This window comes from Dyadobacter subterraneus (genome assembly GCF_015221875.1).
GTDB lineage: Bacteria > Bacteroidota > Bacteroidia > Cytophagales > Spirosomataceae > Dyadobacter > Dyadobacter subterraneus.
Genome location: NZ_JACYGY010000002.1, coordinates 178,331 through 190,795, shown reverse-complemented (window position 1 = coordinate 190,795; position 12,465 = coordinate 178,331). Strand labels below are relative to the sequence as shown.

Here is a 12,465-nt window from a genome sequence, read left to right as displayed (position 1 = left end):
GGGTACTGCGACTACTTCACATTTTTCCGTCTTTCCAACATTTCTTTCCAGTTAGTCAAAATGATTCCTTCCGATTTTATATAAGCTTTCAGATCAGGATCCAGCATTGAAAGCATATCCGCATAACGCGAGCCGCCGGAAGCGCTGATGTGTTTGAAGGCATCGGTAATGTCGCTGCTGTGAACGATCATCATCGCAACACCTGGCTGCATTTTGCCAAGCATTTCTTTAAATTTCATGGCTTTGTACTTTCCCCATTGTTCCGGGGTAACATTTCCTTCGGGTTTCCAATCGCCGCTGTTTGTATGCAAATCATCCAGAACCGGCAAACCCGCATTCCAGATTTTTTCTCCAACTGCTTTTGATTCTTTTACAAGTGCGGGATCAGGAAGTTTGGTGCCTTCTTTCCATTTACCTTCTGCTTTTAATTTTTTGACAACCGGAGCGTTGAGACATTCGATGAGCAGTTTGTTATTGCCGCCGGGAAACATTACCGGTATTCCAAATTCCATTCCGACCTTGATATATCTTTCCAAAAAAGGAGCGTGCGCAAACAATGTTCCCATATGAGAATCCAGGTGCGTAGGTTTTAAACCGATTTTTAAAGCTCTTTGCACCTGTGCGCGGATTTCCTGTTCTACAATATCCGCACTCGCATTTTTCACAACCTGCTCCACTTCATGCCACATACAATCTTCTTCGTCAACCAGTCCGGGAGAATGTATGATACCTCCAAGCGGCGGCCAGCGATATTCCTGCCACTCAGAAGTTAAGGTTAGATGCAATCCTGCATCCATTTTTGGATTTTTTACCGCATATTTTGTAAACGCCGCGGCCCATGGACAAGGCATCATAATACTGCAAGAAGTTGCAATGCCATTTTGAATCGATTTGACAGCGCCCTGGTTGGATGAATACGACATTCCGGCATCATCCACATGAAAAATGATCACCTTTGCGCCTTTTGGCCAGCCCAGTTTTTCAGCATAAGTTTGTGCCGACTGTGCCATTATCTTCACCGTAGTAAAATGGATCAGAATAAATAACAGAAATAGCGGCGTCCTGTTTTTCATACTTTCTTAAAAATCTGTTTCAATGTATACTGGATTTCGGTGGTAAGTGACTAATAAAAAAATCACTTTATCATTCCCAGATATCTTCCCATCCAGTAAGGAAGCTGCCAGAAAACGGGTTCTCTTTCTGTCGAAGGATCGCCTCCGGTTGCAGTCCATGGGTTTTTATCCCATCGCACGGTCATACGTATACTTGCAGGCTGCATGGCGTCAACCTGAATGTCTTCCAAAACCGGTTTTCTGACAATTTTCAGATCTTCTCTTTTGCTGTGATCAATGTGCCAGTCGACCAAATCGAGTGGTGTATCGATCAGGAAATCAACCGAATTTTTTAGCTCCGCTTTTTTATTGGTACTGTAACAGTAGATGAAATTGATCAGTGGGTTATGATCGCCTTTTCTTTTTTCAAACCAGCGTTCCAGATGTGTTTTGTAGAAAGCCAATCGCTCAGGATCTTTTTCACAATTGATCAGGATTGGATAGAGGTAAGCTTGAAGCACGACATCGAAATAAATAAACCAGGCAGGATTCTGGTTTGTCACTTCCGACATGTTCTGAAGGTAATTTTCTTTTGCAATCAGACGTAAATATTCTTTTTGATATTTTTCGTCGCCTGTCATGTGATTTGCTAACAAGAGAAATGTCAGCATTTCCATAGAATTCTGGTTTCTGTCTGGTAGCCATTCCGGGTCGCGGTTTAGTTTATCCGGCGACCAAACCGACCAGCGGGTTGCTTTTCCATCTACATCAACCAGGTCAAGATTATGTTTCATCAAATAATCGACAATCCGGCCAACATGTTTGCCAATGATTTTCTTTTCGCTTTCATCAGCAACCAGCGTATAGTAGAAATAGTAACCAAACATATGTCCGCACATTTCATCACTGCTGGTATCACCTTTCCATAGCCATTTCCCATCTTTTGATTTGTGCCAGCGCACTTCGACCGGTTTATTTCTAGGTTCTTTTACCAGTTCGTCGGCCAGTTGTTTTTCGGTGAAAATTTTGTTGCCATCGTGCACGTTTTTCCAATCAGCAGGGACAATCGTACGTGCAAAAAATCCATCTGTATCAGTTACTTCCTGTAATAATTTCAGAAAGCCAAAAGCCTTTTTTGCATTTTCTTTTGCTTCCGGATCTTTGGTAGACGCATACCTGAAACTTTCCATGGCCAGATAATTTCCGGTGTATTCTCCGTCATTGTCATCGTCCTCCGGTAGCCAGAATGTCGTATCCCCTGGTGTGGTAAGATGGCATTGCCCGGCAATCCACGGCGCGCGAATATGACGTTTCATCAGAACATCGTTAAAGAAATCCTGCTTTTGAGCCAAAGTCATTTTCTTCTTTTTAATCGCACTTACACCTTTTGGCGTGGCAATCCAGGCATTTCCATTTTTGTCAAAAGCAATATCATTTACCTGATCATCCATGAGCCAGCGTCTGCTGAAACGCAATGAATGAGAACCATCAGATTTGTAACGGACAACACCCGTTTGCGTTCCGACCCACATGGTACTGTCCGGCGCATATTTTACAGATGTCACATAGACGGACGGAATTCCATTTTCCGGCTGTAAAGTTTTCTCAACTTCATCCGCATTTCTGATCGTAACGCCGCCTAACCCACCGATCCACAACTTTTTATCAGCATCAAGCGCAAGACCTTTGACATAACCGCTAAGCAGTTCTTTTTGCTTGTAAACATGTTCTGTTTCTTTTTCAGTCCAATGATATAATCCTACATCCGTAGCGATCCATAGGCCATGAGCTTGATCGGAAATGACGTCACGAATGGATTTGGGGAGAATTGTTTCCTTTTTGACAAATCCTTTTCCATTATCAAACCAAAAACCATTTGGTCCTAAAACATAAAGTCCGTCGGGAGTTTTACAAATAGCAGAAACCGTACCTTTCGGCCCGGTTATCTGTTCCAGTTTATTATTTTGATAACGCCAAAGTCCGTTCCACGTCCCAAGCCAGATTGTTTTATTTTCAACAAAAACAGAAAAGGAAGGTCCGGTTTCATCTTCCGGCAGCATGGAATCCCAGGTAGCAGAATCTTGTCTTTTCTGAAAAATCCCATCGCCCGTAGCAATCCAGACATTCGATTCATCATCAACAGCTATACTGCGAACGTCATTTGATTCAGGAGAAGCACCAACAGCGTAACCCTCATGATATTCCTGCCAAAAAGGTTTGTCCAGATAAACAAAATCAGAACCATTCTTTCTCCCACAAGAAAAAAGAACCAAAAAACTCAAAAATAAAACTCCCGAAACACCGCGCCTAAACTCTCCGAACACTGCGTTTAACAATTTCATGACGCGTAGTCAACGTTTTCCTGGAATAATAGCGAGATTAATTTTTTGTGCTGGGAAAAATCAGGAATCAGCAATTGTGCTCCTGCGCGTACTAGGCGTGGACGTTTTGCCGGATTGTGTCCGAAGCGTTGCAATTCGTTACTTGTTATCCCAACAGACACTCCACCTGCACGGCGACCTTCACGTATTTCGTCCGGACCGTCGCCAAAAACGGCCAGTTCATTTCCTCTCAGATTATTGTCCTTTATGATTTTTTCAATAATCATCTTTTTAGAAAACTTGGTATAATCTCTCAATGCGCCATAAATTCCTCCATCAAATAAATCGGCGTACCCAAGCATTTCCGCTTCATGCCGCACATCTTCTGCATCCGTTCCACTGGCCAGATACATGGTTACGCCGCGTTCTTTTAATTGATAAAGGAAATCAACGGCACCTTTCATAATGAAATCGCTTTGGCTTAATTCTCCGGCTTCAAGTTTTTGCATACGCTTGTTCACCATTTCCATCAGACCGTCGTTGTAAATTTCCTTGTATTGAAACTTGTCCAGAATTTCGTTTTCAGGAACATAACCGAATTCACGAACCAGATTAACCAGTCCTTCCATTTGGAAAATTGTTTGGATTCCGGTTGTTTTATGAATAAAATCTTTCACCTTTTCCTGCACTTTGTGGAAAGTCCCGGAATCGATGGTTTCGTACTGAGTTCCAAGTATTGATTTCATCATCACAGGCTCCATAATTTCTTCCCAGCCCTGACGCATCGAACTGATCGTACCATCATGATCAAAAACTGCATAACGGATATGACCAAGACGTTCCATCACTTCCGGAGCGCAAAGTTCGAATTCAGTTTCCGGAACATATACTGCCTGCCGTTCATTCTCTGCCAGGTCGGCATTGTATATGTAGTCAGGCTCGTTGCTGATTTTCAGAATTTCTTCGCCAGTCGCAGTTCCGGTTGTATATAACTTCTGAACAGTGACGGCAGCGGCCAGATTTGCAAATTCAGCTGCTTCATCAGCAGGAATTCCTGCGGCCAGACATAATGTAAGGGCGCTGATGGTTGTGTCTCCCGCGCCAACCGTATCCAGTTTCGTTTTTAATTGTAATCCGTGAATTTTATAAATGCCATTTTCATCAAAAGCCAAAATTCCACGTTCTCCGGATGTTACAAAGACAGGTTTGTTAGTTTTGTCAAAAACCGCCTTTCCATATTTTTTAACATCACCGGCAGGAATAACTTCGTCAGGACTAACCTGGACTCCTGAAAGTGATGCTATTTCACGATCATTTGCTTTTAGATGAGTATTCTTGAAACGGTCATTAAAATGACGGGAATCCAGCATGACGATTTTGTCGCTGTATTTTTCAAAAAGTGCGTTGGCGCGCTCAATGAATGATTCATTATTAATACTGCCGGTAACCTGCTGATTGAAAATGACAGCATCATATTCAATTAATGCATTTTCTATCGCATCAAGTATTTTTTCGTCCGTTTCCGTACTGCGTTCATTGAAGATACCAAAATCAATTCTTGGCTCTTCCTGTCCATCAATAAGACGTTTTAAATAACTATAGGTATTGAAATTTTCCTGTTGTATAAAAAGTGAAGAAGTATCAGCTCCCAAAGCCTGCAATTGCGCATCTAATTCTCTTCCAAAAATATCATTTCCAATGGCACCAATTACCTTGATTTTGGCAGGATTCAGGGCTGAAAGATTGGCAACAACGTTTCCGGCACCACCAGGTGTATAATAATGACTCGACACTGCCTGTGTTTTCAGACCGGTTTCAATAGAAATCTCGGAACCCCGCTCGTCGATAATCCAGTAAGAATCCAGGCAATAGTCGCCATATACCGCAATTTTAACAGTTGAAATTTTTTCCAGAATATTTTCAATTCTCTTTTGATCCATTGCTAAGGCAGATTGTTATGTTTAGGAATTTAATTTTTTAAATATATTTTAGCACCGTACAGCTTATCAATATATACGCGGCATATAATGTGTTGGACTATCCCGGAGCTGGTGATTTTTTAATTCGGAATATGCGTGTTTCTATGCTTTATTTTGTTTCTCAAAATCAAAAAACGACCGAAGAAAAATATTTTTTCAGACTAAAAACAGTCTGATTCTGAGCATTTGTGGCCTTTTTGAGAAATTATTATTACGGAATTATTAAATAAATCTATTTTGCGCAAAATGAAGATATATTTACGCAAGTTGCGATATCAATTGTAAAATCACACCGTAAATTTATCATCATAATTCTACGGGCTTCATCAATACAAAACATTATAGAAGATTATAATTGCAAAACATACAATTGTTAATATAGTGTTTGAGCATATTTTATTTCACAATACACGGTTTTTGAGTTATTAATAGAGTTCGATTTGTTCAGAAAAATTAAAATCTTGCTAATTATATTAATTTAAGAATAAATATTAACTAAATACAGAACTTTATATCAGACCGATTTTGATTTTAAACCCTGACCCAGTTTCCTTGACATAAACCTTTTACGAACGTGGCCTATCCTGACGAAAAAACTCTGCTCAAAGTAACGCAAGGCGATGAAGCCGCTTTTGCAGAACTTTACAATTATTACAAAGTGCCCGCATTGCGGTTTTCTATCTCGCTTCTGAAAGATGAAGAGGAGGCCGAAAATATGTTGCAGGATGTATTTGTGAAAATTTGGCTGAAGAAAGAGCAGATCAAACCAGACCTGAATTTTAATTCTTATCTGTTCACTTGCCTTAGAAATATGGCGTTTGATCATTTCAAGAAAATTGAGAAAAGCGAATTTTTGCGCAAGCAATATATGGAGGCCATGAAGGCATCCGCAGATGATGAAAAAGAGGAAAAGGAACGCCGCATTTTCATGGTGCAGACAGCCGTTGAATCTTTGTCTTTGAAGAGAAAGCAAATCCTTCGTTTAAATATTGAGGAAGGGAAATCGTATCAGGAAATTGCTGAATTTTTAAGAATTTCTAAAAATACAGTTAAAAACCAGCTTGTCAAGGCTAAACAAATATTAAGAGAGAAAGTGGATTTTGCTTCAGCATAGATGTTCGAAAAAATATTATTTACCCATACGCTACAAGTATTACCTTACCATTAGTACCCCGATAACTCTACACAAGATTCCTAAACCCAAAAAAGGAGCCCGAAAGGCTCCTTTTTTATAGTTAAAGAGATTGATTTATTTCAATCCGGAAAGCTTATCAAGATCAATTGCGCCTAAAATACTTTTGAGCTGATCCACAGAAAGATTATTTCCGTTAACATTTACAACAAACCGATCGGCAACCAGTACATTTAATTCTCCCGATTTATTTTGATTGTCATATTTTTCGTAACCCTTATAACCTTCCCGTTTTGTAGTTTTTTCATAGCCGGTAGCAGTTTCCTTATCAATATCAGCCATGGACCACGCGGCCAGAGCCATTGTAGAAATGCCTGCTACACCGCCGGTATCAAATATTTCAACATGAGCAGATGCGTCACCGTCGCCACTATATCTTGCCTCGGCTTGGGAAATTGTAAAGCCCATCGCCCCGTTTTTTTCTCCGGTTGCTTCGGTTCTGTTCAGTCCTTCTGCTTTTTCAGGTAATAGTTCTTTTAGTTTTCTAAAATCAACCGGGTCAACAGCTTCTTTATTATGCATCGTTTTTGCTTTGTTGGCAAATTGCTGCAAAGCTTCTACTGCGTTAGCCGGTGCTTCTTTTTCTTTTTCCTCTTCGGCTTCTTTTTTGCCTCCGCAAGCAGAAAGAAATAGCACTGATACAAGACTCAGGGATAATATAAATCTGTTTTTCATAAGAGTAGGTTTATAAAATCTTCGGGATAAATGCAATTTAACAAAAAATATATTCTGTTTGACAATCATGCAGTTAACTACTCGATCCTTTTAATTACCCTACTCTTTGTATTGTTTTGTTTCTAGACTGTATGATAAAATACAGACCGAGAATGACAACAGGGATACTAAGAATTTGTCCCATGTTCAATGCATAATTTGCTTCAAAAGCTTCCTGATTTTCTTTCAGGAATTCATACAGGAATCTTAACGTGAATACCCAAACGAAGAAAACGCCAACCAAAAGTCCACGCGGTGTGTTTTCCTTGAATTTATTCCATAACCCCAGTAAAATGAAGAAAAGGATAAAGCAGGAAATGGATTCGTATAATTGAGCCGGATGTCTCGGGATCTGTAAAAACTCAGTGTTTTTCATAAAAATGAATCCCCATGGCACATCGGTTGGACGGCCAACAATTTCAGAATTCATCAAATTTCCAAAACGGATAAATGAACCTGCCAGCGCTACTAAAATAACCATGCGGTCGGCGATCCATAAAAAGGTTTGTCCAGTGGCTTTTCTGCTCCGTGAGTAAAGATATAATCCTGTGATAATACCAATTACAGCACCGTGACTGGCCAAACCGGCGTATGGTGGTAAAATGACTTCCAAAGGATTTTTAAATAATACTTCGGGTTCATAAAAAAGAAAATGCCCGACTCTGGCCCCCACGACAGTAGAAATTACCATGTACAAAGTCAGCGCGTCAATATCTTCCAGCGGTTTTCTTTCTTTTTTGAAGATATGGATCATAATTTGTTGCCCGATCAGAAAACCGGCAGCGAAGAAAAGTCCATACCAGCGAACGGGAAACGGGCCAAAACCCAAAGTTTGAGGGATTGTAAAGATTTCGGGATTAACGTCCCAAATTATATAGGAAATCATGCGTTTATGATGTTAATTGTCAAAGATAATACTTTACACAACGAAGCAAAATGAAATTTCTACTCATTGGACTGGTACGAATTTATCAGGGTGTTTTATCACCGTATCTACCCAATTCATGCCGTTATACGCCTACCTGCTCACAATATATGATCGAAGCCATTAGAAAATATGGTGTTTTGAAAGGTGTGCCGATGGGATTGAAAAGATTTTCAAGATGCCATCCCTGGGGCGGTCACGGGCATGATCCGGTACCCTGATTATTTTAAATTGAAAAATTATCCGATTGCCACTTTTCTCAATATTGAATCAATAATTGTCGTGGTTTTTACGCCATCCGCTTCTGCTTCGTAATTCAATAAAATCCGGTGGTTCATGATATCCGGTGCAAGCTCCTTAATATCTTCCGGCAAAACGTAATCGCGCCCTTCCAGATATGCCAATGCCTTTGCCGCTCTGTTTAAATAAATTGTCGCACGGGGAGAAACCCCAAACTGAATATATCGCGCTTCATCCCGCAAACCATAATCCAAAGGCCGACGGGTTGCAAAAACAAGTTCAATGATATAGCGTTCCAGCGTTTCTGAAATATTGACATTATTGACATTTTCCCGGATGGCAAAAAGATCTTCCTTGTTCAGAATCGGTTTGATCTGGTAGTCAAAATTGATATTCGACATCCGGCGCATTACTTCCAGTTCTTCTGTTTTATTGAGATAATCCACATAGACTTTCATCATAAAACGGTCAATCTGAGCTTCGGGCAACGGATAAGTTCCTTCCTGTTCAACCGGATTTTGAGTTGCGAGAACTACAAAAGGTTTATCGAGAAAATAAGTCTGGTCGCCGATTGTGACCTGCTTTTCCTGCATCGCTTCCAAAAGTGCGGATTGCACTTTTGCAGGAGAGCGGTTAACTTCATCAGCAAGAATAATATTGGAGAAAATCGGACCTTTTTTTACTTCATAATCTCCGATTTTTGGTTTGTAGATCATCGTACCAATTAAATCGGCCGGTAATAAATCGGGAGTAAACTGTATACGGCGAAAATCCAGTTGAAGCACTTTTGCCATTACGTTGATCGTCAATGTTTTGGCTAGTCCGGGAACACCTTCCAGAAGGATGTGTCCGCCGGTAAAAAGTCCTATTAGTAATCGGTTGAGCAGTCTGTCCTGCCCAACCACTACCTTTTTCATTTCGTCAAGTACTTCTTTTACCTTTTCTAAATACATGTAGTGTTTATTTTACCACGGATTTCCGGGGTTTAGGAAAGAATTTTATGTTGTCGACAATTGGTTGATAATCATATGCCACCCCTTCGGGGTTTTTTGATCGCAAGGTCAGATCACTGCTATAATAATGTCATCCCTTCGGGATTGAATTCAGACAAATAAATTATATCAAAAATCTGTTTTGACCTTCAATTATTTATCCCAAACCGCGCGCACAAATCTGTCTTTTCCGTGGATGTCACGAAGAATTTCTACCTTGTTATAGCCTCTTTCTTCAAAAACCTGTTTTGTTCCTGCACCAAAATGTTCGTTAATTTCTACATAACATTTTCCGCCGGTTTTAAGGTGATGAACACCGAAATCGGCAATCGCTTTATAAAATAATTGCGGGTCGCTGTCTTCTACGAAAAGTGCTTCATGCGGCTCAAAACGAAGTACATTAGGACGCATAGTTTCTGCTTCCGAGTATGTTACGTAAGGCGGATTACTCACCAGACAATCGAATTTGATAATATTTCCAGGTAATGGGAATGTTACATTCAGCATATCCTGTTTTGCAAACTGCACATCTGCAATGAGTTGTCTCGCATTTTCACGAGCCACAGAAAGTGCTTCATCCGAAACATCCCAGGCGTGAACAGTTACATGTGGAAGAAAACGGGCCAGAACAATGGCAATACAGCCACTTCCTGTACCAATATCAAGAATGGAAACGTCTTTATCAGGTTCAGCGTAATCGCGCGTTACCATCTGAACAAGTTCTTCTGTTTCCGGACGAGGTATCAAAACGGATGATGAAACACGGAATTCCAGTCCGCAAAATTCTGTTGAACCTATAATATGCTGAACAGGTTCGTTGTTATTCAACCGCTCGATAATTCCTTCCCAATCAGGCTGTGCAGTATTTTCAGGAACAGGGCGATCAACGAGCACGTCGATATTTCTTAACCGCATATAATGTTCCAGAAGCATGAACGCTATGGCCTGGGTTTCTTTAGGCGGATAAACTTTAATTCCACTAACAATATGTTGATATAACTGACGAGCCGAAGTCATTTTTAGTTGATTTTTTATTCTGATGTCGGAAAGTTAGCAAATTATAAGAACTCACGAAAGTTGAGTTTGAAACGAGGTTTGTATTTTTGTCAAATGAATGAGGATATCAAGTGGATGCAGCGGGCATTATTGCTTGCAGAATATGGCCGTGGAAGTGTCAGTCCCAACCCCATGGTTGGCTGCGTGATTGTACATAACGACGAGATTATCGGAGAAGGCTGGCACCGGCAATATGGTGGCCCGCATGCGGAGGTGCGTGCGGTTGAAGATGTGATCAAAAGGAATAATGAGCATCTGTTTTCCGAAGCCACTGCATATGTAACATTAGAACCTTGTTCGCATACCGGAAAAACGCCGCCCTGTGCAGATTTGCTTGTCAGTAAAAATGTGAAAAAAGTAGTTATCTGTAATGGAGACCCCAATCCATTGGTTTTTGGCAGGGGAATTTCACTTTTACAATCAGTTGGAATTGAGGTGGTTTGTGATGTTTTGGCTGATGAAGGGTTGAAATTAAACAAACGTTTTTTTACAAGTTTTATAAAAAAACGGCCTTATATTATTTTAAAATGGGCGGAAACTGCTGATGGTTTTATAGGTGGAAAAAACGGTGAACCCATTCAGATTAGTGGTGAATTTTCAGGCATGCGCGTGCATAAATGGAGGTCAGAAGAAGATGCAATTTTAGTCGGCTATAATACTGCGTTAAATGATGATCCGAAACTAAATGTCCGTAATTGGGAAGGGAGAAATCCGGTAAGAATTGTTTTGGATCGAAATCTTCAACTTCCGGATTCTTTAAATTTATTCGATAACGTACAACCAACGATTGTAGTTAATTATAATAAAGAAACGGTTCCTGTTACGGTCCCTGAAAGATATTCAGAAAATTTCAGTACTTCTTTTTTAAAAATAAATGAAGGTGAAAATGAAATAGAAGAAATGCTTTACCAACTTCATAAACGTGGTATTCAATCAATAATCGTAGAAGGCGGGGCAAAAGTTTTGTCTTCGTTTCTGGATTCTGGTTTGTGGGATGAAATAAGAAGGTGCCAGAGTTTAAAAACAATCGGCAGCGGAATCAAAGCCCCGCTGCCGAAAGGAATATTGACAGGTTCTGAAAAGGTTCAGGATGATTTGTGGAGTTATTATTTGAATGCCTAAATACTCCACATTTCCTCTTCCGAAGTCCAGATATCCCAGGCTTTTTCCGCCTGCATTTCCAACATTTTTAATCCGTTATGCACAACAGCTCCCTGAGCTGCGCCATTTTTCATAAAAAGCGTTGTAGTAGGGTTGTAGACTAAATCGTACAGGAAATGACCTTTGGAAATAAACTGATATGGTATTTCCGGGCAAGTCTCAGTTTTAGGAAAAGTACCCAGCGGCGTAGTATTAATTATCAGAAGATGGCTTGCCATAATCTCCTGCGTCAACTCTTCGTAAGTGATTGAATCCGCACTTTTTTGTCTGGATACTACTACATATTCTGTTTTCATATCTTCCAAAGCTGTTTTCACGGCTTGTGCTGCACCTCCGTTTCCTAACACCAATGCTTTGAAGTTACAGCAGGCTTCTCCGCGGCGGTCCATCCACTCGGAAATGGATTGTCTGAACCCGTAATAATCTGTATTGTAGCCCTTTGTGCTGCCGTCTGCAAAAACTTTTATTGTATTCACAGCGCCGATTCTTTCCGCAGATGCATCATCCAGATCGTCCAGAAAAGGTATTATTTCCTGTTTATATGGAATTGTAACATTTAAACCTTTCAATTCCGGATGTCTTTTTAGTAATGCCGACAAGTTTTCAAGCTTAGGCATTTCATAAAGATCGTAGCTGCAATTCAGGATTCCTTCCCGCACAAATTTTTCTGAAAAGTAACGCTTGGAAAAAGAATGTGTCAGGGGAAATCCTATTAAACCATATAAATCCATAAGTAACTAATTAGGGATCATAAATGCTGTTTAGTTTGGTTATCAGCAATTTATGATGTGGAAAATGAATTGTGTTTTTCGAAAAAAAATCCATTAGAGGCG

General features: G+C 40.3%; 11 protein-coding genes. 3 read left to right on the top strand and 8 right to left on the bottom strand.

All coding sequences use genetic code 11. The features are described 5' to 3' along the window. Positions 1–11 precede the first annotated feature (11 nt). The 3 genes from IEE83_RS26105 to IEE83_RS26095 all read right to left on the bottom strand — a co-directional run bounded on the left by IEE83_RS26105 (position 12) and on the right by IEE83_RS26095 (position 5,313). Positions 12–1,073, bottom strand: coding sequence for a polysaccharide deacetylase family protein (locus IEE83_RS26105; RefSeq protein ID WP_194123698.1), 1,062 nt, complete (start codon positions 1,071–1,073; stop codon positions 12–14). A gap of 62 nt (positions 1,074–1,135) precedes the next feature. Next, positions 1,136–3,394, bottom strand: a complete 2,259-nt coding sequence (locus IEE83_RS26100; protein ID WP_194123697.1) for a ligand-binding sensor domain-containing protein — start codon at positions 3,392–3,394, stop codon at positions 1,136–1,138. Then, the gene (locus IEE83_RS26095) at positions 3,391–5,313 is read right to left on the bottom strand and encodes a PfkB family carbohydrate kinase (RefSeq protein ID WP_194123696.1); all 1,923 of its coding nucleotides are present in this window, start codon (positions 5,311–5,313) and stop codon (positions 3,391–3,393) included. Before IEE83_RS26095 ends, IEE83_RS26100 begins: the two co-directional genes overlap by 4 nt. Before the next feature lie 613 nt (positions 5,314–5,926). On the opposite strand from IEE83_RS26095, the gene IEE83_RS26090 reads away from it, so the two are divergent. Beyond that, positions 5,927–6,466 (top strand): RNA polymerase sigma factor, encoded by a 540-nt coding sequence (locus tag IEE83_RS26090; RefSeq protein ID WP_194123695.1) that lies wholly within the window; start codon positions 5,927–5,929, stop codon positions 6,464–6,466. A gap of 135 nt (positions 6,467–6,601) precedes the next feature. Here IEE83_RS26090 and IEE83_RS26085 read toward each other — a convergent pair whose 3' ends face one another. Beyond that, positions 6,602–7,219: a hypothetical protein gene (locus IEE83_RS26085; RefSeq protein ID WP_194123694.1), complete on the bottom strand. Its 618-nt coding sequence runs from the start codon at positions 7,217–7,219 to the stop codon at positions 6,602–6,604. Positions 7,220–7,313: 94 nt separating this feature from the next. After that, the gene (gene lgt, locus IEE83_RS26080; RefSeq protein WP_194123693.1) at positions 7,314–8,144 is read right to left on the bottom strand and encodes a prolipoprotein diacylglyceryl transferase; all 831 of its coding nucleotides are present in this window, start codon (positions 8,142–8,144) and stop codon (positions 7,314–7,316) included. A gap of 50 nt (positions 8,145–8,194) precedes the next feature. Here lgt and yidD point away from each other — a divergent pair, with 50 nt between their 5' ends. Continuing rightward, entirely contained in the window at positions 8,195–8,404 is a 210-nt protein-coding gene (yidD, locus tag IEE83_RS26075) for a membrane protein insertion efficiency factor YidD (RefSeq protein ID WP_194123692.1), read from the top strand. Positions 8,405–8,422: 18 nt separating this feature from the next. Here yidD and IEE83_RS26070 read toward each other — a convergent pair whose 3' ends face one another. Together IEE83_RS26070 and prmC are read right to left on the bottom strand one after the other, a co-directional pair. Next, complete coding sequence (locus IEE83_RS26070; protein WP_194123691.1) at positions 8,423–9,376, bottom strand: AAA family ATPase; 954 nt, start codon at positions 9,374–9,376, stop codon at positions 8,423–8,425. Positions 9,377–9,568: 192 nt separating this feature from the next. Continuing rightward, entirely contained in the window at positions 9,569–10,432 is an 864-nt protein-coding gene (gene prmC / locus IEE83_RS26065; RefSeq protein ID WP_194123690.1) for a peptide chain release factor N(5)-glutamine methyltransferase, read from the bottom strand. A gap of 93 nt (positions 10,433–10,525) precedes the next feature. Here prmC and ribD point away from each other — a divergent pair, with 93 nt between their 5' ends. Further along, complete coding sequence (gene ribD, locus IEE83_RS26060) at positions 10,526–11,593, top strand: bifunctional diaminohydroxyphosphoribosylaminopyrimidine deaminase/5-amino-6-(5-phosphoribosylamino)uracil reductase RibD (RefSeq protein ID WP_194123689.1); 1,068 nt, start codon at positions 10,526–10,528, stop codon at positions 11,591–11,593. Here the strand turns inward: ribD and IEE83_RS26055 are convergent. Beyond that, positions 11,590–12,363 carry a shikimate dehydrogenase family protein gene (locus IEE83_RS26055; RefSeq protein ID WP_194123688.1) on the bottom strand — a complete coding sequence of 258 codons (774 nt, stop codon included), beginning with the start codon at positions 12,361–12,363 and terminating at the stop codon, positions 11,590–11,592. The genes ribD and IEE83_RS26055 overlap by 4 nt on opposite strands. Between the last annotated feature and the right edge of the window lie 102 nt (positions 12,364–12,465).